The 20784-nt window shown below is 70.0% G+C and carries 26 protein-coding genes, 1 tRNA gene and 1 pseudogene; 20 read left to right on the top strand and 8 right to left on the bottom strand.

All coding sequences use genetic code 11. The features are described from left to right. Positions 1-288: 288 nt before the first annotated feature. Positions 289-429, top strand: a complete 141-nt coding sequence (locus GA0070560_RS28820) for a hypothetical protein (protein ID WP_170839489.1) — start codon at positions 289-291, stop codon at positions 427-429. Between the two features lie 226 nt (positions 430-655). Here the strand turns inward: GA0070560_RS28820 and GA0070560_RS30090 are convergent, their stop codons facing one another. Next, complete coding sequence (locus GA0070560_RS30090) at positions 656-862, bottom strand: hypothetical protein (protein ID WP_170839488.1); 207 nt, start codon at positions 860-862, stop codon at positions 656-658. Between the two features lie 199 nt (positions 863-1061). On the opposite strand from GA0070560_RS30090, the gene GA0070560_RS19505 reads away from it, so the two are divergent. Beyond that, the gene (locus tag GA0070560_RS19505; RefSeq protein WP_245675602.1) at positions 1062-1421 is read left to right on the top strand and encodes a DoxX family protein; all 360 of its coding nucleotides are present in this window, start codon (positions 1062-1064) and stop codon (positions 1419-1421) included. Between the two features lie 180 nt (positions 1422-1601). Continuing rightward, complete coding sequence (locus GA0070560_RS19500) at positions 1602-1985, top strand: hypothetical protein (protein WP_091299728.1); 384 nt, start codon at positions 1602-1604, stop codon at positions 1983-1985. A gap of 115 nt (positions 1986-2100) precedes the next feature. Here GA0070560_RS19500 and GA0070560_RS19495 read toward each other — a convergent pair whose 3' ends face one another. Beyond that, a complete protein-coding gene (locus tag GA0070560_RS19495; protein WP_091299726.1) occupies positions 2101-2709 on the bottom strand; it encodes an HAD family hydrolase in 609 nt (202 codons plus the stop codon). Positions 2710-3514: 805 nt separating this feature from the next. On the opposite strand from GA0070560_RS19495, the gene GA0070560_RS19490 reads away from it, so the two are divergent. Both GA0070560_RS19490 and GA0070560_RS19485 read left to right on the top strand, forming a co-directional pair. Further along, positions 3515-3949 carry a hypothetical protein gene (locus tag GA0070560_RS19490; RefSeq protein ID WP_091299723.1) on the top strand — a complete coding sequence of 145 codons (435 nt, stop codon included), beginning with the start codon at positions 3515-3517 and terminating at the stop codon, positions 3947-3949. 806 nt (positions 3950-4755) lie between these two features. Then, positions 4756-5322 carry an HD domain-containing protein gene (locus tag GA0070560_RS19485; RefSeq protein WP_091300096.1) on the top strand — a complete coding sequence of 189 codons (567 nt, stop codon included), beginning with the start codon at positions 4756-4758 and terminating at the stop codon, positions 5320-5322. Here the strand turns inward: GA0070560_RS19485 and GA0070560_RS19480 are convergent. Next, positions 5310-5780 carry an NUDIX domain-containing protein gene (locus tag GA0070560_RS19480; protein ID WP_091299719.1) on the bottom strand — a complete coding sequence of 157 codons (471 nt, stop codon included), beginning with the start codon at positions 5778-5780 and terminating at the stop codon, positions 5310-5312. The genes GA0070560_RS19485 and GA0070560_RS19480 overlap by 13 nt on opposite strands. Positions 5781-5784: 4 nt before the next feature. Beyond that, entirely contained in the window at positions 5785-6543 is a 759-nt protein-coding gene (locus GA0070560_RS19475; RefSeq protein WP_091300092.1) for an XRE family transcriptional regulator, read from the bottom strand. A gap of 179 nt (positions 6544-6722) precedes the next feature. On the opposite strand from GA0070560_RS19475, the gene GA0070560_RS19470 reads away from it, so the two are divergent. From GA0070560_RS19470 to GA0070560_RS19410, 13 genes are all read left to right on the top strand, one after another. After that, positions 6723-7043 carry a hypothetical protein gene (locus GA0070560_RS19470; protein ID WP_089021118.1) on the top strand — a complete coding sequence of 107 codons (321 nt, stop codon included), beginning with the start codon at positions 6723-6725 and terminating at the stop codon, positions 7041-7043. 225 nt (positions 7044-7268) lie between these two features. Then, positions 7269-7706, top strand: coding sequence for a DUF3307 domain-containing protein (locus GA0070560_RS19465; RefSeq protein ID WP_245675601.1), 438 nt, complete (start codon positions 7269-7271; stop codon positions 7704-7706). Between the two features lie 117 nt (positions 7707-7823). After that, positions 7824-8756, top strand: a complete 933-nt coding sequence (locus GA0070560_RS19460) for a hypothetical protein (protein WP_091299713.1) — start codon at positions 7824-7826, stop codon at positions 8754-8756. 90 nt (positions 8757-8846) lie between these two features. Further along, positions 8847-9713: an FtsK/SpoIIIE domain-containing protein gene (locus GA0070560_RS19455; RefSeq protein ID WP_091299710.1), complete on the top strand. Its 867-nt coding sequence runs from the start codon at positions 8847-8849 to the stop codon at positions 9711-9713. Then, complete coding sequence (locus GA0070560_RS19450; protein WP_091299708.1) at positions 9710-9919, top strand: hypothetical protein; 210 nt, start codon at positions 9710-9712, stop codon at positions 9917-9919. Before GA0070560_RS19455 ends, GA0070560_RS19450 begins: the two co-directional genes overlap by 4 nt. 85 nt (positions 9920-10004) lie before the next feature. Next, on the top strand, positions 10005-10442 hold the full coding sequence (locus GA0070560_RS19445) for a DUF6197 family protein (RefSeq protein ID WP_091299705.1): 438 nt from the start codon (positions 10005-10007) through the stop codon (positions 10440-10442). Continuing rightward, entirely contained in the window at positions 10439-10738 is a 300-nt protein-coding gene (locus GA0070560_RS19440; RefSeq protein ID WP_091299702.1) for a hypothetical protein, read from the top strand. The genes GA0070560_RS19445 and GA0070560_RS19440 overlap by 4 nt, the downstream gene beginning before the upstream one ends. Next, the gene (locus GA0070560_RS19435; RefSeq protein ID WP_091299699.1) at positions 10735-11109 is read left to right on the top strand and encodes an RRQRL motif-containing zinc-binding protein; all 375 of its coding nucleotides are present in this window, start codon (positions 10735-10737) and stop codon (positions 11107-11109) included. The genes GA0070560_RS19440 and GA0070560_RS19435 overlap by 4 nt, the downstream gene beginning before the upstream one ends. Further along, the gene (locus GA0070560_RS19430) at positions 11109-11894 is read left to right on the top strand and encodes a hypothetical protein (protein WP_091299696.1); all 786 of its coding nucleotides are present in this window, start codon (positions 11109-11111) and stop codon (positions 11892-11894) included. Before GA0070560_RS19435 ends, GA0070560_RS19430 begins: the two co-directional genes overlap by 1 nt. Then, positions 11891-12157 (top strand): hypothetical protein, encoded by a 267-nt coding sequence (locus GA0070560_RS19425; RefSeq protein ID WP_091299694.1) that lies wholly within the window; start codon positions 11891-11893, stop codon positions 12155-12157. The genes GA0070560_RS19430 and GA0070560_RS19425 overlap by 4 nt, the downstream gene beginning before the upstream one ends. Continuing rightward, on the top strand, positions 12157-13947 hold the full coding sequence (locus GA0070560_RS19420; RefSeq protein WP_170839487.1) for a replication initiator: 1791 nt from the start codon (positions 12157-12159) through the stop codon (positions 13945-13947). The genes GA0070560_RS19425 and GA0070560_RS19420 overlap by 1 nt, the downstream gene beginning before the upstream one ends. A 62-nt stretch (positions 13948-14009) precedes the next feature. Then, the gene (locus tag GA0070560_RS28810) at positions 14010-14177 is read left to right on the top strand and encodes a helix-turn-helix domain-containing protein (RefSeq protein WP_225853851.1); all 168 of its coding nucleotides are present in this window, start codon (positions 14010-14012) and stop codon (positions 14175-14177) included. Then, positions 14177-15418 (top strand): tyrosine-type recombinase/integrase, encoded by a 1242-nt coding sequence (locus GA0070560_RS19410; protein WP_091299691.1) that lies wholly within the window; start codon positions 14177-14179, stop codon positions 15416-15418. Before GA0070560_RS28810 ends, GA0070560_RS19410 begins: the two co-directional genes overlap by 1 nt. A 70-nt stretch (positions 15419-15488) precedes the next feature. Here the strand turns inward: GA0070560_RS19410 and GA0070560_RS19405 are convergent. Continuing rightward, positions 15489-15565, bottom strand: a tRNA-Thr gene (locus tag GA0070560_RS19405). Positions 15566-15921: 356 nt separating this feature from the next. Here GA0070560_RS19405 and GA0070560_RS19400 point away from each other — a divergent pair. Beyond that, entirely contained in the window at positions 15922-17013 is a 1092-nt protein-coding gene (locus GA0070560_RS19400; RefSeq protein ID WP_091299687.1) for an ABC transporter ATP-binding protein, read from the top strand. A 65-nt stretch (positions 17014-17078) separates the two neighbouring features. Here GA0070560_RS19400 and rlmB read toward each other — a convergent pair whose 3' ends face one another. Both rlmB and cysS read right to left on the bottom strand, forming a co-directional pair. Next, positions 17079-18206: a 23S rRNA (guanosine(2251)-2'-O)-methyltransferase RlmB gene (rlmB, locus tag GA0070560_RS19395; RefSeq protein WP_091299681.1), complete on the bottom strand. Its 1128-nt coding sequence runs from the start codon at positions 18204-18206 to the stop codon at positions 17079-17081. Continuing rightward, on the bottom strand, positions 18206-19621 hold the full coding sequence (gene cysS / locus GA0070560_RS19390; RefSeq protein ID WP_091299677.1) for a cysteine--tRNA ligase: 1416 nt from the start codon (positions 19619-19621) through the stop codon (positions 18206-18208). The genes rlmB and cysS overlap by 1 nt, the downstream gene beginning before the upstream one ends. 63 nt (positions 19622-19684) lie before the next feature. Here cysS and GA0070560_RS19385 point away from each other — a divergent pair, with 63 nt between their 5' ends. Next, positions 19685-20332 carry an IclR family transcriptional regulator gene (locus GA0070560_RS19385; RefSeq protein WP_091299674.1) on the top strand — a complete coding sequence of 216 codons (648 nt, stop codon included), beginning with the start codon at positions 19685-19687 and terminating at the stop codon, positions 20330-20332. Between the two features lie 147 nt (positions 20333-20479). On the opposite strand, the pseudogene GA0070560_RS19380 reads toward GA0070560_RS19385, so the two are convergent. Further along, positions 20480-20784 (bottom strand): annotated as a pseudogene (locus GA0070560_RS19380) (IS5/IS1182 family transposase); the annotation flags it as partial.

Raw genomic sequence — 20784 nt, 5'->3', positions numbered from 1 at the left:
CCCTGTGGCTGTACCCGAACAACATCGAACGCGACAACGGCATCCCCTACAGCAGCCCGGACGCCCGCCAGATCGGCAGCGGCTGGAACGGCTTCAACAGCATCATCTAGCAGCGTGAACTGACGGTGCGCCCGGCTTCGGCCGGGCGCACCGTGCTGTCCGCACCCACATCCTGTGATCGAGGTCACATCTGTCACGCCACCCGGCGGGCGGCCGACATACCGGTTACGGACCACGGCGACGCGACGCGACGACGCCGGCCAGTCCGACAGGAAGAGGACGGATCGAATGACCACCGAACCGCGCATGCAGAACCCCGCCGCCGTGCTGCCGGACATCGCCCAAGCGGTCAATGTGCTCTACAAGGCCGCCCACTCGGCCGGCGTGCCGGGGCGCACCCGCCAGCAGGCCCCGCAGACCCGGGGCTGAGGACCAGGGTCCGGGCGGGCGACGGGTCCGGAAACGTGCAGCGCCCCCGGCCACACGGGGGGCCGGGGGCGCTGCCGGAGCAGTCGTCAGGCGACGAACCGGGTCCGCCGACGACGGGCGACGAGGTAGCCGCCGCCACCGAGGAGCAGCAGCACGCCACCGACACCGGCCAGGCGTGGCAGTGCCCGCGCCGGTCACCGGCAGCCCGCCGCCCTCGCCGCCGTCCTCACCGCCGGGGACGGTGGGGCCGGCGCTGGGGGTCGTGGTGGCGGGGACCGACGGCGAACCGGTGGGCACGGCCGTGGGCGAGGCGGTCGGGGACCCGGTCGGCGTGGGCGACGACCCCGGCGCCGAGGATCGCGGCGCCCAGGGCGAGCCGGGCGTACGGGTGCAGAGTTATGTGGTGGTCCCCCGTGGTAGATGGCCACGACACGATACAGATCACCACCTCCGACGCGGGACCCTCGCCGGACACGGTGGACAAGCCGGATCGCACCGGCGCAGCGCGCGGATGTCCGGGATCAGCCGCCGACCTCGACGTCTCTGGTGACGGGCATACCGAGGTGCCCACGGAGACGACAGGACGAGCCATGTCACGACCAACCGCACTCCCGGGAAGCCACCGAGCCGCCGTGATCACCGCCTGGGCGCTGCAGATCCTGCTCGGCTTCGCCATCGCCGGGGGTGGGCTGCTCAAGCTCACCGGCGATCCGACCATGGTCGAGATGTTCGACGACATCGGTGCCGGCCAGTGGCTGCGCTTCGTGGTCGGGGCACTCGAGGTGGCGGGCGGGGTGGGCCTGGTGATCCCCCGTGTGCGCGCACTGGCCGCACTCGGCCTGCTGCTGTTACTCCTCGGCGCGGCCGTCGTCAACGTGACCGTGCTCGACACCGGTCCGCTCAGCGCGCTCGCCTTCGCCGCCGTGGCGCTGGCCGTCCTGCTGCTACGTCGGCACGAGTTGCCGGGGAGAGCCGCCCCCACCACGTCCTGACCCTGCGGATCGACGGCGAGGGGGTCACCGACGGGCGTGCAGGCCCTCGCGAGCGGATCGCGGATCGCCCGGTTCTGCTACGGCCTGCCCCCGGGTTGCCCTCTTGACCGCCGTATCGGGTACGCCTCGGGCACGGTTCGCGGGTAGCGCTGGTGCATCAACTCGGGAAAGGTCATCGTCATGTCCGAGCAAGATCTGGCCGGAACCTGGCGTCGCATCATCCGAGGGGACGGCAAGTCCTGGGTCGTATTCGCCAACGGTACATGCGTCGTCCTACCAGACCCCGGACCGAGTGTTGACCTCGCCGGTCAGGCCGTCGACATCCTGCGCGAGTACGGCCCCGTCCACGCCGGTTCACCTGCGGGAGACTTCGGCACCATCACCCTCGATCCCGGTCCCGGATGGGTGGTCCACGGCCACCACAACGACGTGCTGACCTACGTAGGACCCGACGAGATCTCGGACGGCAGCGATCTGGCGGTTGGTCTGTACGGGCGCAGCAAGCGAGACCAGGACGGCCATGAACTGAACGTCGTACACGTCGAGGACAAACGGCCTCGGTGAACCCGGGCTGGCTTCCGTTGTCAGACGTTGAAGCGGACCTCAGGTGCGCCCTCCCGTGACCTGCGGCAGCCTGGCCGGACGCTGGTCAAGTCCCGTCTTGGGCTGACGTCACTGGTCATTGGTTGCCGACGTTCCACGCTGTCTTGTGCCCCGTGTGTGGCCCGGACGGCTCCATGACCTTGAACGGCTCTCGAAGTATGGCGGGCAGGTCGCCCAGAGTGGCGAAAGCCGGCCTGACGCCCAGACGCTCAGCGGCAAGGTGGTAGATCGCCGGGTCTGGCTTGGCCAGCCCGACATCGCAGGAGAAGACCGCGACATCGAACCGGTGGGCGAGCGGACTTTGCGGCCATGCCTCGGCAGTGTCCGAGGTGGCGTTGCTGATGAGGGCCAGCGGATGCCCGTCGCCGCGTAGCGCATCGAGCACGTCCAAGGTGGCGGTCGAGACACTGCCCAGCACCCGACGCCCGAGGGCTCGCCGATGCTCACCGGCCCGTGTCACCTGTTCGTCGGTCGGTGTGCCGCCGAGTCGTCCGGCGAGGATCCGGATGGTGTCCTCCACGTCCCACCGGACCAGCCGGTCCCGCCAGGTGGCGTGGTACGCGGCGACCAGCTCGGCCGGAGTCACCCCGACCATGACTGCCATCTCGCCGACTACCCGGTCACGCTCCTCATCGGCACCCTCGATCAGGGTATGGAAGAGGTCGAAGATCACCGGCCGAGACATGTGAGCATCGTACGGAGATCGTCAGCGCTCTCACCTTGCTTGCCATCCCGGCTGCCATCGGCCCGCCTCTGGCGAGCGGGCCGCCGCCCGGCCCGCCACGTCAAGCGGACCTTGACGGCTCGTACGGGCGCTGGCGGGTCGGGCGGTGTTCTACCGGGTCGATGGCAGCGGGGTGGCTCCCGCAGCCACCCACGGACCGCGACGCGCCGACAGAGCCCCGACCATCGCGGAGCATCTGATGGAATTGGAGCCCCCGGCCGGGATCGAACCGGCGACATCTCGCTTACAAGTTCTGGGCGCTCCATCCGGGAGCGTCCGTGCACGTTTGCAGTCTCGGGCGACCGTCTGCGCTCGGCAGCCGGCGGCTACCTTTGTCCCGGTCGGTTGCTGTCAGCGTTGCTGTCGGCGCTCCTGCCACAGACGGTGCTGCGAGGCTTGGGAGCCCCGCAACCGGCGGGGCTCCCCGGACTCGGCCCGGCTCGAACGGGCTGCCACCCTCTCCATCTTGTGGGGCGTGGTCATCCGGAGCCACCACGCCTTGGGCGAGGACAGCCGAATTCAACCAAGCGACGTGCTCGGACAGCAACGCCTGACTCAGACGTTGAAGCGGAACTTAGACCGACTCGCCGATGACCTGTATCGACATGCCTGCACTCCAGGTCAGGCGGCGTTGGTAGCTCACCGTACTACCGGCTGCTTGCCAACGTTTGACGGCGTCTTGTGCCCCATCTGTGCCCCGAGCAGGTCTGCCGTACCTCCATTCGCCGGGTCAGACGCCAGCCGGGCAATCCGCTAACGTTGGCCGATGGCGGCCGAAGCAGCGGGTGCATATCGTCGAACACCGATCGAGCGGGCAGATCAGCGCATCTCCTGGAACCGGACGGACCAGGCTTTCTTCGCTGCCGGAGCGTGCCACATCCTGGCCTGGGTGTGCCGGGCCTCCTATCCGGACCGGCCGATCGAGATTGCGGGAGTGCGCCTGGCAGGCGACTGGCAGGTCTTCCACGTCTACGCGCTCTGGGACGGCTGGGCGTTCGACCACTCGGGCTGGAACGCCGAGCCGGACCTGCTGGAGACCAACACCACGTTCGAAGGCCGCCCGTTGGACAGCGTCAAGATCGTGGAGAGCCTCGCCGAATTCTGCGAGACGCACCACTCCCGCATGCCGCACCAGTACTGGCAGGACCCGCTCCCCCGTGCTCGCGACTACGTGAGCCGATACACCCCACCTTGGGCGTAGTTCTGGCCCTTGAGCGGCCCCTAACCCAGCTCCTGACCAGTCCACCACACATCGTGACTAGCCGACATTCCCAAGCCATCCTGTCTGCTGTCGGCTCGCCCTCCTAGGGAAGCGGGCCGCTGCCCGGCCCGCCACGTCAAGACGGCCTTGACGCACGTACGGACGTTGCGAGAACAGACGGAGTCGGCTCTCGTGTCACGGACCGCGCCCCCGGCGGACACCGCCACAGTGGTGCAGTTGACCCAACCTCGCCCGGCACGGACCCGGCTCCCGGGGTCGAAGCTGGCCACCGGCGGCCACCCCTCCCCCTCCCAGGTGAGCAGTTGACCTGACCCTGAGCGGCTGCGGAGCCGGCTCCTGGACGACCGGCATGCCCTCGGCGGACACCGCCCCCATGCTTGGGGCTTGCCGCGCGGACCCGGCGTGCCCTCTCCGGTGCCGCGCTGCTCAGGCGCGGCGCGGCCGGCTGCCGGCGACGAACCTCCACCACTCTCCCCGCTATCCCGTCTGCGGCGGCCCCTGGGCTCCCCGCTCTCCGCGCCAGCCGCCGGGCATCAGGCGTGACGGCCGCAGAGCGACAGCGGCAGCGACCGGCGCGCGCCCAGGCGGCGGCGCGTGCGGCCCGTCAAGGGCCGCCTTGAAGACGTACAGAAAGTTTGAACCACTTGGCCGGCAGCCGGCCTGTCCTCCGTCGGCTGATGTGCGACACGCGTTCGCCAGGTGATCTGCGACGGTGGTCGGCCTCGGGTCGGCGGCCCAGCGAACACGGGATGGTGTGGGCTGAGTGCGCTCCGTACGCTGACGGCATGGCCGTCCTCGTCGATACCGCCCGGGAAGTTGCGCGTCATCTGTTGGAGACTCCGTTGCCTCGCCGGTGGAGTCACGTCCAGGCGGTGGCCGCCAAGGCGGACAGGATCAGCGGGGCGGTTCCGGTCGAGGATCGTGCGGTGCTCGTGGCCTCAGCGTGGCTGCATGATGTCGGCTACAGCCCCGATTTGGTCGACACCGGCTTCCACTCCCTCGACGGTGGCCGTTGGCTGCGCCGTGAGCGGTTCGATGAGCGGATCTCGGCTCTGGTGGCTCATCACTCGTGTGCGTGGCTGGAAGCGGAGGAGCGTGGGCTCGGTGAGGTCCTGGCCGCCGAGTTCCCTCGGGAGGAAACCGCGGTGACTGACGCGCTCTGCTTCTCGGACATGACGACCGGGCCGGACGGTCAGGACTTCGAGGTCTTGGAACGGTTGGCGGAGATCCGGTCGCGGTACGGGCCGGAGCACCTGGTGACCCGGTTCATCTGCCGGGCGGAACCGGAGATGGTCGCCGCCGTGCAGCGGACTCAGGGCCGGCTCGCTGGCAGCCTTCCTCAGCCGATGTAGGGCTCGGCGCGTTCCTCGTAGCCGTGAGTGACGCGGAGCAGGGTCGACTGGTGGATGTCGAGCGCGCCCAGCTCGTCGCGGGCGACCCACCGGACTTCGCGTGACTCGTCGCTCGGGGTCGGCCTGCCGCTGACGGGTACGGCGCGGAAACAGAGTGAGAACTGCTGCCGTACCTCGCCGTCGGAGTACTCGATGACGTGGCCGGGGTCGGAGTAGACCCCGACGATCCCGGTGACGTCGACCCTGACGCCGGTCTCCTCGTGGGTCTCCCGGATCGCTGTCTCCGCGACGGTCTCGCCGATCTCCTGGCCACCGCCGGGCAGGGACCACAGGCCGTTGTCGGTGCGCTGGATGAGCAGCACCCGACCCTGCTCGTCCCGGACGAACACGGAGACGGCCACCACGATGCTGTTGGCCTTCGGCGCGTTCGGGTCGTGGTAGTGCTCGGTTCTCGCCATGCCCCTAGGCTGCCACCTCGTCGCCGGGCTGGCCCTTCGAGGCGGACAGGACCCGGTCGAAGCTGTCGGCGTAGGTGCTGAACAGGTCGCCGCCGTTGATCCGGCGTAGGTGCATCACGGGCGCGTGTGGCGCCGGGAACCCGAGCACGTGCATGTTGACCAACATCTCGTCATCGAACCGGTAGATCGAGTTGTACAGGGTCGTGTCGTGGTAGAGCACCTTGACGCCGGGCGCACCGTCAAGCCGCTTGTAGTACTGCTGCACTTGGCGAATCTTCGCGGCCATCACGCCTGGCGCACCCTCCTCGATGCTCCTGCGTTCGATCGCGGCACTGGTCGGGTCGCCAAGCAGGATCGTCACCGCGACACCGTCAACGCCCTTTTGACGCAGGATGTCGATAAGCCTCGGGTCCTGCTCGACGAGAAAGAGGCCGGCGTAGGCGAGAACGTCGATTCGTTCCTCCGCCCGTTCGATCAGTCGACGCCAGACGTCGTATGACACGGATGAGCGCCGGGAGTAGAGCTTGACCATCTCGCTCTGCCCGATCCTCGACGCCTTCTCCGGGGTCACTGCGTTCGGCCACAGGTACGGCACATCCTCCCGCACCATCGCCGCGATCGCCTGCCGGTGCCGGGGGTAGGGCGTCCGATCCTGCGTGATCCACCGTTCGACCGTCTTCGGGTCCACCCCGATCTTCTCGGCGACCATGACCGAGGTCAGGCCCTTGCGCAGGATGGCTTCGCGTAGCCGGTCGTTCGGCATCTGGGACCTCCCGCAGGGGACGACTAGGGACGCATCAACGATAGCTAAGACGTCCCTAGTCGTCCAGCCCATCGGATGGGCTGTCCCTCATTTTCCGGGAGCCTTGTCAGCAGAGGCCACGAGCGACAGTCCACCGGGGACTTGCTCAATCTCTGGCCCGAGACACAGGAGGTCTGAAAGTGAAGCTGTACGTGGACACCCAGAGCAAGCAGGTCCAGGTGACGAAGGACCCCGAGCCGAAGAACGACCAGAACGGCAACCAGCGGTCGGAGAAGAACACTGGCCGGCTCATGTGGTCCACCCAGGTCTTCGTACTCGACGAGACCGGCGGCGAGATCATCACCATCACCACGGCGGGAGAGAAGCCGGGCGTGACGGTGGGACAGCTCGTCGCTGTCGAGCAGTTGGAGGCCATCCCGTGGGCGACCAACGGGCGTAACGGCGTCGCGTTCCGCGCCATCTCGCTGAAGCCGAAGGCTGGTAACTCGGCGGCTAAGTAGGTCCTTCGCTCACCGCGCTGTGTGAGCCTCTGGTGTCTGATGCACGAAGCGGCCTGATGGTCCGCTGATCTGATCCGCCCTTCGGTCCGGGAGCGTTTCTGGCTCCTACTCTCCCGGCCCTGGCAACCCATGGTTGCCCTCACGATATGGCGCGGGGTCGGTACTGGCTCCTACACCTGCCGGCCCCGCCTGCCTTTCCAACCCGTTCGCCCACCGTTGTTGGGAGTGGTTGTTGTGCTCATTTCCGCCATCGTCTTCGCCGTTGTCGCGGCGACCTTCTACGCCGGCCACCAGGTGGCCGATCACGTCTTCGGCCAGTCCGACAAGCAAGCCGCTCACAAGGCCGCTCCCGGCTGGGACGGCTGGCGTCACCTGCTGGGCCACATCGTGGCCTATCACCTCGTGGTGGTGGTCATGCTGACCGTCGCCGTCGTCGCGCTCGACCTGCCCGTCACCGTGGTCGGGCTCGCTTCCGGAGTCGGCTTCTCCGCCGTCTCTCACGCCATCCTCGACCGTCGCTGGCCGGTTCGCTGGCTGCTCATCCACACCGGTAGCCCGGACTTCGCCGACCGTCAGGCCCCGATCTGCGGCATGTACCTGGCTGATCAGTCTCTGCACGCGGCATGCCTGTGGGTGTCCGCACTACTCATCGCCTGTTTGTAGGCGCAACGGTCGCTGTGCGGCCTGAGTGATTTCGAGCGCGGGGCCGGTACTGGCTCCTACACCTGCCGACCCCGTGCTCTCCAACCCATCCAACCCAATTGCTTGGGAGGACGTGTCATGTCCAAGTCTAGCCCTCGCCGCTCGTTCGGCCGGAAGTCAACCGGAACCGTGACAGTCATCGAGGCCAAAATTCACCGATCCTCGGCCCGGAACGCCCGGATGGCGTTCATCCTCGCTGCGGTCATCATCGGCCTACTCGCCGCCGTGGTGGGCTCCTCCTACGTACACCCGATCATCGCGCTGTTCATTGGCGCGGCCATCGGCGTCCCGTGTGGCGCCTCGGCCTGGCTCCTGGTCCGCATCTGGCCGGTGCTGCGGCTGCTGTGGTGGTGGACCCCCGAAATCGTGCTGACGGTCCTGCTGCTCACGGGCTGGGTGCATCTGGCCACCCACACCCCGACCCTGGTCACCCTGGCTGTTGTCGCCATCGTCCTTGGCGTTCCGGCCGCCGTCCCCGTTGCCCGCCGTCAGGTCGTCGCCTGGGTGTGGTGCCTGATCGTGCGCCACCGGCTGCGCGTCTGCTTCGCGCAGTTCATCATCGCCAACCAGTCCGGCTCCCTCCCGCTGATCCTGTGGGCCAAGCCGACCCCGGTCGGCGAACGAGTCTGGGTCTACCTGCGACCCGGCCTGTCCCTGGCTGACCTGGAAGGCCGCCTCGACAAGATCGCCGTCACCTGCCATGCCTCGTCCGTTCTGGTGGAGCGCGCCTCCGACGGCAACGCCGCCTACCTGCGGTTCGACATCAAGCGCCGCGAGGTGCTCACCGCCACCGTCACGTCACCACTGGCCGACGTCATCGACCCCGACATCCCGGCCACCGAACGACCGACGCCGGTAATCCCCACTGCCCTGGACCTGCCCGACGTCCAGGCACCGACGGTCACCCTGCCCGTTCAGCAGCCCAAGAAGCCGGCCACCACGTCGGCCAACGGCAGCAAGCCGACCGCCGCCCAGTCGACCGACGGCGACGACGTCTCCGACTGGATCTGATTCCCGCACCCGACCCAACCAGGACGCGGGGAGCCCTACGGGCTCCTTCGTGTGGCTTCCCGCGCCCATCAAAGCCCAAGGAGGGCACCCATGACCACGGCAACCGCCCCGACCGCCGGCATTCCGGTGGGGCCTGGCCTGTCCATGTTCGACCCGATCTTCCTCGGCATCGACGAGTTCGGTCAGCCCGTCTACATCACCCTGGCCTACCGCAACCTCCTCGCTGGCGGTGAACCCGGCGGAGGAAAGTCGGGCCTGCTCAACACCATCGCGGCACACGCCGCTCTCTCGGCCGACTGCCGCCTCGTGCTGCTCGACGGCAAGCTCGTCGAGCTCGGCCAGTGGGAAGACTGCGCCGACGCCTTCATCGGCCCCGACATCACCGCCGCTCTCGACGTCCTGCGACGTCTTCAGCAGGTGATGGACAACCGGTACGCCTGGCTGCGCGCCCACGGGCGCCGCAAGGTCACCGCCCTCGACAACCTGTCGGTCATCACCGTCCTGGTCGACGAGATCGCCTTCTACTCCGCCACCATCGGCAGCAAGCAGGAACAAGAAGAGTTCGTCGCACTCCTGCGCGACCTGGTCGCTCGTGGCCGGGCCGCCGGCATCCCCGTCGTCGCCGCCACCCAGCGGCCCTCGTTCGACATCATCCCCACCAGCCTGCGGGACCTGTTCGGCTACCGCGCCGCGTTCCGCTGCACCACCCCCAACAGCTCCAACATCGTCCTCGGGCACGGCTGGGCCGAACAGGGCTACTCCGCCACCGACATCGCCCCCACCAACCAGGGCGCGGCCTACCTCATCGCCGAAGGCGGCATCCCCCGCCGCATCAAGGTCGCCTACCTCACGGACAGCCAGATCGCCGGCATCGCCGACTACGCCGCCTGGACCCGTCGCCCGTCCCGCATGTCCGCACCGACCGGGACTCGTCTTGATTGGGGGATCGCCGCATGAGCCTGCGCAGTCTCCTCCGCACCCGCCGCCACCCGCGACCGGCCACCCGGTACGTCGACCGGCACGTCATCGGCACGCCCGAGGAACTCGGCGTCCTCATGGAGCTCGCCACCGAACGTGGGCTCCTCGTCTTCGCCTCGGTACCCGTACCGCTACCCGACGACCCCACCCGATTCCGCCGCCACCTGCGGCTTCGCACTCCGTAGCACGGCCGACAGGACCGGACGACGCCTGGCAGCAAATGCCGGTCCTGCCGACCTTCACCAGCCCTACTGAAAGGACGTGGTTGCCATGAAGGCTACCCACCAACCGTCCACCACCGGAACGGTCACCCTTGCTGACCTTCTTCGGTGCGCTGCCCTCTACCTGCGCCGGCACGGCTGGCACCAGGGCACCTACTACGCGCCCACCGAAACCCTCACCCCGCCGGCCTGCGCCGCCGGGGCCATCGGCATCGCCTGCGCCGGCCACACGGTCGAGCACTTCTCCCAGCTCGACGCCGACACCCTCGCTGACTACCTCGCCACCCTCGCCGCGTTCGTCGACCACCTCGACACCGCGTACCCGCTGTTCCTCATCGACGAGGACGGCTACCTGATCGACGAGCACACCTCGCCGTACTCGTGGAACGACGACCCGGCCCGCACGGCCGATGAGGTCGTCACCGCCCTTGAGGACGCCGCCGACGAGTGGGACCGCCTCCACACCGAGGGAGGCGAGAACCGATGAACACCGTCAAGCACACCTTGACACCCCGCATCCCGGTTCAGAAGCGACGGGATGTCGTCGAGAACACCGAGTTCGCCGCGTTCGCCCGGCGCATCATCCGCGCCCACGGCCGCCGCGTCGCCACCGGAGACGTCGAAGCACTCCGCGACCTCGTCGCCCTCTCTACCGAACTCGACCACGCCATCGGCGAAGCCGTCATCGGCCTGCGGGCCTTCGGCTACTCCTGGGCCGAAATCGGCTCCCGGCTCGGCATCTCCCGCCAAGCCGCCCAACAACGGTGGGCAGACAAGTCATGACCGACTTCGGCGACCACATCGGGCTGCGGGTCCGCTTCTACGACCCACTCGGCACCCGCTACGGGTTCCCCACCTTCCCCTACCAATCCGCCCCTGACGGCCTGGCCACCCGCCGGCAACTCCGCGCCGCCGGCCTTCGCCCAGGCGGACACGACCCCGTCGCGCAGATCCTCTGGCGTCGCGGCAAGCGCGTCGCCTACCTCTACCGCCTCGACTGGGCCAAACCCAAGCGGATCGCCACTCCCGCCCAGCGGGACGCCATCGCCAAAGCCCTCACCGCCCGACGCACCTGCCGCTACTGCGGCCACGTCAAGCACTACTACATCCCCCGCCGCTACGGCTGCTGCCTCGACTGCCACGGAGGCCACTGATGACCACCAACACCACCACGACCAGCCGGGGCACCCGCGTCGAGGGTGCCGTCCTGGTCCTCATCCTGCTCACCGTCGCCGGCTTCGCCGGGGCGGCCTCCTTCACCCACGTCAAGGACTGGACCCTCGACAACTCCCCGGCCGGTACGGGCGAATGGTTCGGCTGGGCCAACGCCGTCATCTCCGAACTCGTCCCTATCGCCTGCCTGCTGACCATCCGACGCCGCCGCCGTGCCGGTGCATCTATCGGCTACCCGCTGTTCCTCCTCATCGCCGCCGCCGGCCTCTCCCTCGCCGCGCAACTCGCCGTCGCCAAGCCGGGCATCTCCGGATGGCTCCTGTCCGCCGTCCCGGCACTGGCCTTCATGGCCCTGGTCAAACTCGTCCTCGCCCCGGCCCCCACGGTCTCCGAGGACACCACGCCGGCCGTCAAGCCGGCCGAACCGATCCGCGTCCAGGCCACCGAACCGGCCACCACTGAGCCGGTACCGCCGGCCGCCATCACGGCCCCCGACCTGATCCCGGCACCCGAACCGGCCACCATCCCGGCCGCCGTCACCCCGGAACCCGCCACCATGCCGACTGAACCGGCATCCGTCCCCGCCCCGGCCACCAAGCCGGTCGACGTCCCTACCCACCTGCTGCCCATGGCCAGGTTCGCCGCCGTGCAGCACGAACAGGCCACCGGCGCACCCATCACACCGGCCGAGCTGGCCGACCGCCTCGACGTCGCCCCGGCCGTGGCCGGGCAACTCCTGACCACCCTTGCCGGTGGTGCCCGATGACCATCCACCTCGTCGACATCGAACACATCGAACACACCTGCCCCAACCACCCGGACGGGCACCCGTACGACATCCGTCGCACGCTCGTCCACGTCATCCCCGGCGGCCCCTGCCGCACTCCCGTCACGATCCGCTGCGGTGACACCGTCGTTCAGATCCCGTGCCACCGGCACGAACCGGCCACCCGCCAATGCGGCGCCTGCCGAATCATCGTCACCGAACGCACCATCACCACCCGCACCCCGAACGGGACTGCGGCCTGATGGCGTCGACGCTGGACCTCACCCCCCGTGCTTCGGCCCGGGGGGTGGGCTCGAACGCCGACACCACCCCACCCGTCTACGCCTACACCGCCGCCGGCTCCGCCTTCGAACGGGCCACCCGCCCCGACTACTTCGGCTGGATCGAACACGTCCGCGCCGCCGCCGGCTGTACCCGCCCCATCCGCCTCGCCGGCCAGCTCCTCACCGTCGACCAGGCCACCGGCCGCGTCGTCGAGCAGCGGCACACCGACGCCATGCCCGACGCCGCCATCTACACCGCCTGCGGCAACCGGCGGGCCACCGTCTGCCCCTCCTGCGCCCACACCTACCAACGCGACGCCTACCAACTCCTACGCGCCGGCCTCATCGGCGGCAAAGGCATCCCCGACACCGTCGCCCAACACCCGGCCGTGTTCCCCACCTTCACCGCGCCGTCCTTCGGATCGGTCCACGTCCGCGCGGTCCGCAAGCACACCTGCCGCAACCGCAAACGCTGCGACTGCCGACCCGACCCCTGCCACGCCCGCCGCGCCGACGACCCCACCGCCGGCCGCTGCCCCCACGGCCGCCCCGCCGTCTGCTGGGCCCGCCACGAACCCGGTGACGCCATACTCGGCCAACCCCTGTGCCTCGACTGCTACGACCACGACCACCAGGTCGTCTGGAACCTCTACTCCGGCGAACTGTGGCACCGCACCAAGCAAGCCGCGGAACGGCACCTCGCGAAACTCGCCCGCCGCCGCGGCATCCCCCGCGTCGAGATCGTCACCGCCACCGGGCGCACCCGCACCGTGCCACCCGTACGGCTGTCCCACGGCAAAGCCGCCGAGTTCCAAGCACGCGGAGCGGTCCACTTCCACGCCCTCGTGCGCCTGGACGGCGTCGACCCCGACGACCCGGCCGCCGTCGTCCCACCACCCGCCGGCTTCACCGTCACCGACCTCGTCGACGCGCTCCGGCACGCCGCCGCACAGGTCGCGTTCGCCACCCCCGGCCACCCCGACCAGCCCCACGGCTGGCCCATCGCCTGGGGCGAACAGCTCGACATCCGACCCATCAGCCTCACCGGCGACGGTGAGGTCACTGACAGCATGGTCGCCGGCTACCTTGCCAAGTACGCCACCAAGAGCACCGAGGTAACCGGCCACCGCTCCGTCAGGCTCACCGCCGACACCATCGGCGACCACGCCGACCCCGACGGCGACCACACTGCCCGCCTCATCGACGCCTGCTGGCGCATCGGCCGACCCACCGGCACCCCCGTGCCGCTGTCCGAGCGGCCCCGTGACCCTCGGCCCCGCCCCGGCTTCGTCCCGCGCTGGGAATGCCCCGACTGCGGCACCCACACCCGCTACGCCGCCTGCCCGGTCTGCGTCGCACAGCGTCAATCCGCCCTTGACACCGAAACCGCCAGCAAGCCACCGGCCACCAACCCGTACGCCCGGCTGCGCCGCTGGGCCCACATGCTCGGCTTCGGCGGCCACTTCCTCACCAAAGCCCGCCGCTACTCCGTCACCTTCCAACTCCTGCGCGACACCCGCCAGACCTACCGGCGACGCGACGACCAGGACCACGAACACCCCGGCGGGCAGCTCGTCGACGAGCACCACGACGACACCACCCTCATCGTCGGCACCCTCACCTTCGCCGGAGTCGGCTGGCACACCACCGGTGACGCCCTCCTCGCCAACACCGCCGCCGCCATGGCCAGAGAGCGACAAGCCGCCGGCCGCGAGGAACTGGCCCACGAACTCAGCTCCACCCCGGCCGGCATCGCGCCGGCTGCCTGACGCCCGTCCCGTCACACGAGGAAGGCCACCCGTTGAACGCCCCCACTCCGATCACTCCTCGCGTGCTGCGCGTCGAGGAAGCCGCTCGCGCGCTCGGCATCGGGCGCTCACTCGTCTACGACCTGATCCGCTCCGGCCGGCTCCGCTCCTTCAAGGTCGGAAGCCGCCGCCTCATCCCCGCCGCAGCCATCGACGAAGTGATCACCACCCTCACGGAAGAAGCCGCCTGATGCCCAGACAACCCAGACCCCGCCAGTCCAACCCTCGCCGCAATCCGAACGGTGAGGGCTCCATCTACCAGCGCGCCAGTGACGGCCGCTGGGTCGGACAGGCTTACGTCCTCACCACCGACGGCACGCGCAAACGCAAGTTCGTCTACGGGGCCACCTGGGAGGAGGCACACGCCAAGCTCATCGAGCTCAAGTCCAAGTCCCAGCGCGGCATACCTGTGCCCGACCGGGCCTGGAAGATCTCCGACTATCTGCCCTACTGGCTCGCCGCGTACGTCACCGACCTCAAGCCCACCACCGCTCGCGGCTACGAAAGCGCCGTCCGGCTGCACCTGGTCCCGGCTCTTGGCACCAAGCGTCTTGACGGGTTGCAGGTTCAGCATGTCAAGGCGTTCATGGACGACTTCCGCCGCAAGTGCCTCTGCTGCACGAACGGCCTCGACAAGATCCGCCCGGCTGAACGGCGGTGCTGCTCGATCGGCCAGTGTTGTCAGCGCTACCCGAGCGCCAGACAGATTCAGTTCGTGCACGCGGTGCTGCGCAACGCCCTGCAACACGCCATGCGGGAAGAGCTGATCTCCCGCAACGTCGCCAAGCTCGTCCGAGTGCCGTCGCCCCGGTACAAGGTCGGCAAGGGGCTCTCGGTCGACCAGGTCCGGCGGATCCTCGCCGCCTCGGCCGGTCATCGGCTGCACGCGCTCTACGTCGTGGCGGCCACGATGGGGCTGCGGCGCGGCGAACTGGTCGGCCTCCGCTGGTCGGATGTCGACCTTGACGAGGGCACGCTACGGATTCAGCAGACGGTGCAGCGGGTCGCCGGGCAACTCCACGTTTTGGATGCCAAGACCGAGGACTCGGAGGCGGTGTTGCCGTTGCCCGAGGTCACCTGGCTCACTCTGATGGAGCACCAGGAGCGTCAGGAGGCCGAGCGGGCCGCCCTCGCCGGGGTCTGGGCAGAACACGACCTGGTCTTCCCCTCCGAGCGGGGCACCCCGATGGAACCGACCAACCTCAGTCGCTCGTTCGCCCGGCTCCGTGAGGCTGCCGATCTCCCTGGCGTCCGGCTGCACGACCTGCGGCACACCGTCGTATCGCTGCTGATGGAGCTGGGTGTCCCGCCGCACGTCGTCCAGGCCATCGCCCGGCACGCCGACGTCAAGGTCACGCTCAAGGTCTACGCTCACGCGAACCTCGACGCGATGCGTCAGGCTCTCGGCAAGCTCGACGGGCGGCTGTCGTGACCGTTGCTGTCAGCGTTGCTGTCGACCCGGCGATTCGCGGCCGCGCCCGTCGCGCAACGCCTGATGGAATTGGAGCCCCCGGCCGGGATCGAACCGGCGACATCTCGCTTACAAGGCGAGTGCTCTGGCCAGCTGAGCTACAGGGGCGCGTGTGACGACGTCAGCATAGCGACTGACGTCCGGAATTCCCGCTCGGCAGGGGTCCCGAGCACGGAAAACGTCAATTTCCCGACCGGCGAGCGCTCTCACCGCGCAGCAGCCGTGGGGATTGATGCCTCGGAATGCCCGACTGCCCGGAATGTGCGTGCCGCCCGTCCCATCCGTTGTCTCTCGTCTTGGCACGGTGCGAAAACCCGTTTACCGTGCAGTGACACGTACGACACCCCGACCCGGCTCCGGCCGCCCACGGGGCGGCGTCCGTGGGCCGGCGCCGACACGGTGCCGGCGGCTCCTTCACTCGGATCGTCCGGCACGTTCCTGCCGGTGAAAGGAAGCGCACCACCATGGCTACGGTCACCTACGCGAAGGCGTCCCGGATCTACCCGGGTACCGAGCGCCCCGCGGTCAACCAGCTCGACCTGCAGATCGGCGACGGGGAGTTCCTCGTCCTGGTCGGCCCGTCGGGCTGCGGCAAGTCCACCAGCCTGCGGATGCTCGCCGGACTGGAGGACGTCGACGACGGCGCGATCTACATCGAGGACCGGGACGTCACCCACCTCCCGCCGAAGGCCCGCGACATCGCGATGGTCTTCCAGAACTACGCCCTCTACCCGCACATGTCGGTGTACGAGAACATGGCGTTCGCGCTGAAGCTGCGCAAGACCCCGAAGGACGAGATCGACCGTCGGGTCAAGGAGGCGGCCGGGCTGCTCCAGCTGGAGGAGTACCTCAACCGCAAGCCGAAGGCGCTCTCCGGTGGTCAGCGCCAGCGGGTCGCCATGGGCCGCGCGATCGTCCGCGAGCCGCAGGTCTTCCTCATGGACGAGCCGCTGTCGAACCTCGACGCCAAGCTCCGCGTGCAGACCCGTACCCAGATCGCCTCGCTGCAGGCGAAGCTCGGCATCACCACGGTCTACGTCACCCACGACCAGGTCGAGGCCATGACCATGGGTCACCGGGTGGCGGTCATGCTCGACGGCGTCCTCCAGCAGGTGGACACCCCGCGTGCCCTCTACGACACCCCGGCCAACGTCTTCGTCGCCGGCTTCATGGGCTCCCCCGCCATGAACATCAAGACGGTGCCGCTGACCGAGCACGGCGCGGCCTTCGCCGAGCTGCTCATCCCGCTGACCCGCGAGCAGGCCGAGGCGGCCCGCGCCGAGGGCGGCAACGGCAAGGTGACCGTCGGCTTCCGTCCGGAGGACTGCGACCTGGTCAGCCCGACCGAGGGCGGCATGCCGGTCGTGGTCGAGCTGGTCGAGGACCTCGGCTCGGACGCCAACGTCTACGGCCACGCCGCGCTGGAGGGCCACAACGAGCGCTTCGTGGTCCGCACCGACCGTCGCACCATGCCGAACATGGGTGACACCGTGTTCGTCAAGCCGCGCGCCGGCCGCACCCACGTCTTCCACGCCACCACCGGCAGCCGGATCTGACGTACGTACGGTGAAGGGGCGGTCCGCTTCGGCGGACCGCCCCTTTCGTCTGTGCCCCGGTCGGGTCAGGCCTCGGCGGCGCGGCGGCGGGCCACCTCGGCGAGGGTGACCGCGGCGGCGACGCTGGCGTTGAGCGACTCGACGTCGGAGATCATCGGGATGCTGACCGTCAGGTCGCAGGTCTCGCCGACCAGCCGGGACAGCCCGCGCCCCTCGGAGCCGACCACCACGACCAGTGGGCCGACCGCGGCCTCCAGGTCGTACAGGTCGGTGTCGCCGTCGGCGTCCAGGCCGACCACCATGAAGCCGGCGTCCTGGCAGGCCTTCAACGAGCGGGTCAGGTTGGTGACCTGGGCGACCGGCACCCGCGCGGCCGCGCCGGCGCTGGTCCGCCAGGCGGTCGCGGTGATCCCGGCGGCCCGCCGCTCCGGTACGAAGACACCCTGCGCGCCGAACGCGGCGGCGGACCGGATGACCGCGCCCAGGTTGCGCGGGTCGGTGACCCCGTCCAGCGCGACCAGCAGCGGGGCCGGCTGCTCCAGCGCGGCGGCGACGAGGTCCTCGAACGGCTCGTACGCGAACGGCGGCACCTGGAGGCCGACGCCCTGGTGCAGCACGCCGCCGGTCATCCGGTCCAGCTCGGCGCGGCTGATCTCCAGGATGGCGATGCCCCGGTCGGCGGCGGTCCGGACGATCTCGTTGACCCGGTCGTCGGCGTCGATGCCCTGCGCGGTGTAGAGCGCGGTCGCCGGAACGTGCGCACGCAGCGACTCCAGCACCGGGTTACGGCCGACCAACAGCTCCGGGGTGTCCTTCGCCGGGTTGGACTTGCGCCCCGGCGCGACCCGGGGACCGGTGCGGCCGGTGGGCTTGCCGCCCCGGCCGCCCGCGCCGCCCCGCCCGGCGGGGACACCCCGGGTGCCCTTGCCCCAGGTGGTGTCCTTGGTGCCGGGCTGACCGATCTTGGGGGCGCGCCCCTCCTCGGCCGCCGCGCGGCGCTCCTTGTCCTGCTTCCAGGCGGTGCGCTGGGGCAGCTTCTCGGTGCCCGAGTACGCCTTGTGCCAGGGTCGCTCGTCGGCGGGCAGGGTCCGACCCCGGCCCGCCAGGGAGTCCTTGTTCTTGCCACCGGAGCCCTTGGGGGCGCCCGCCTTCGGCGTCAGTCGCCGGCCACGGCGCTGCGAGTTGCCGGCCATCAGTCCTGCTCTCCAATAGTCCAACGGGGGCCCTGGGGGGTGTCCTCGACCACCACGCCGGCCTGCTTCAGCTGGTCGCGTACGGCGTCGGCGGCGGCCCAGTCCTTGCGGCTGCGGGCCTGGGCGCGCTGCTCCAGGGCGAGCGCGATCAGGGAGTCCACCACGCCGCGCAGGTCGTCTGCGCGGTCGCCGCCCGTCCAGGCCGGGTCCAGGGGGTCGACGCCGAGGATATCCAGCATGGCCCGGGCGGAGGCGAGGGTCGTGCGGACGGTCACATCGTCGCCTGCGGTCAGGGCGGTGTTGCCGTCCCGGACCACCTCGTGCAGCACGGCGAGGGCGGCGGAGGTGTTGAGGTCGTCGTCCATCGCCGCGACGAAGCCGGCCGGCAGGTCGCCGGGCTGACCGCCGCCGACCCGTTCGACGGCCCGCTGCACGAAACCCTCGATCCGCCGGTACGCCACGGCGGCCTCGCGCAGCGCGTCCTCGGAGTAGTCGATCCGGGAACGGTAGTGCGCGGCGCCGTAGTAGTAGCGCAGTTCCACCGGGCGCACCCCGAGCGAGTCCACGTACGCCAGGTCGAGGGCGTTCCCCAGCGACTTGCCCATCTTCGCCCCGCCGATGCTGAGCAGGCCGTGGTGCACCCAGTACCGGGCGAAGGGCAGGCCGGCGGCCTGCGACTGGGCGAGCTCGTTCTCGTGGTGCGGGAAGGTCAGGTCGAGCCCGCCGCCGTGGATGTCGAACTCCGCGCCGAGGTAGCGCCAGCACATCGCCGAGCACTCGATGTGCCAGCCGGGGCGGCCCCGGCCCCACGGCGACGGCCAGTACGCGTCGGCCGGCTCGTCGGGCTTGACGCCCTTCCAGAGGGCGAAGTCCCGCGGGTCGCGCTTGCCCCGGTCGGGGGCGTCCCCGGCGGACTGCATGTCGTCGGGCGACTGACCGGACAGCGACCCGTACGCCGGCCAGGAGCGCACGTCGAAGTAGACGTCGCCGGAGCCGTCGGTGGCCGGGTAGGCGTGCCCGTCGGCGATCAGCTTCGCGATCAGCTCGTGCATCTCCGGGATGTGCCCGGTGGCGCGCGGCTCGTACGTCGGCGCCAGCACGTTCAACGCCCGGTACGACTCGGCCAGGATCAGCTCGTTGGCGTACGCGATGGACCAGAAAGGCCGGCCCTGCTCCTGCGCCTTGACCAGGATCTTGTCGTCGATGTCGGTGAGGTTGCGGATGAACCGGACCTGGTAGCCGGCGGCGACCAGCCAGCGGCGCAGCACGTCGTAGTTGACGCCGGAGCGAAGGTGGCCGATGTGCGGGGGCGCCTGGAGGGTGAGACCACACAGGTAGACCCCCACCTTGCCGGCTTCCTGCGGGACGAAGTCCCGCACCGATCGGGTGGCGGTGTCATACAGGCGTAGCGTCACCGTACAAGGGTAGCCGTCCACGCATTTCGCGGTCGGCCGGAGCCGGGTCGTACGCTGCCTGTCGTGGAGACCGAGGCCCGCGGCGCGGAGACCGCGCAGACCCTCGACCGGGGGCTGCGCCTGCTGCACCTGGTCGCCGACGCCCCGTCCGGCCTGACGGTCACCGAGGCGGCGAACCGGCTGGGCATCGGCCGGGCGGCGGTCTACCGGCTGGTCGGCGCGCTGACCGGGCACGGGATGGTCCGCCGGGACGGCGACGGGCGGCTGCGCCTCGGTGTCGGGGTGCTGCACCTGGCCCGTCGGGCCCAGCCGCTGCTCGCCGAGGGGGCGCTGCCCGCGCTGCGCCGGCTCGCCGAGCAGGCCGGCGCGACCGCGCACCTCACCGTGGTCGAGGGCGGCGAGGGGGTGGCCCTGGCCGTGGTCGAGCCGAGTTGGACGTCGTTCCACGTGGCGTACCGGACGGGGGCGCGGCATCCGCTGGAGCGGGGAGCGGCGGGGCGGGCCATCCTCGCCGGCCGGGCCGGCGACGCCCGCCCGGTGAGCACCGCCGGGGAGCTGCAGTCCGGGGCGTACGGGGTGGCGGCGCCGGTGCTCGGGGTGCCCGGGCTGGAGGCGAGCGTCGGAGTGGTGGCGCTGGCCCCGCTGGACGTCGACGCGGTCGGCCCGCAGGTCGCCGCCGCCGCGACCGCGATCGCCGCCGCCCTCTCCTGAGCGCGGACCCTCTTCTGAGTGCGGACGCGTGATCGACTCCATGGCGGCGACAGGGCGGTGTCGGACCCGCCGCGACACCGCCAGATCGGCGCAACGGAGTGGATCTCCGCCCGGCTCGCCGCCCAGCACTAGGCCGTGTCTCCTGGATCATGGCTTGGGGCGATCGGGTTTCGCGCGTAGCCAGATGAGGATGTCGGCGATCTGCACGGTGGCGCGGTAGCGACAGGCGAGCTTGTCGTATCTGGTGGCCACGGCGCGGAACTGCTTGCGCCGGTTCATCAGCCGTTCGAAGGTGTTGCGCTGCCGGTAACGCTGTGGGCGGAAGGTGGGTGGGCGGCCACCGCGTGACCCTTTCCGGGTCCGGTTGGCTTTCTGGTCGTCTTTCTCCGGGATGTCGTGCGGGATGCGTCGGGCCCGCAGCGCGCGGCGGTTGCCGCGTGAGCTGTAGGCCT

Source organism: Micromonospora halophytica (genome assembly GCF_900090245.1).
In the GTDB taxonomy this organism is placed as follows: domain Bacteria; phylum Actinomycetota; class Actinomycetes; order Mycobacteriales; family Micromonosporaceae; genus Micromonospora; species Micromonospora halophytica.
This window is presented reverse-complemented; position numbering and strand designations above follow the sequence as displayed.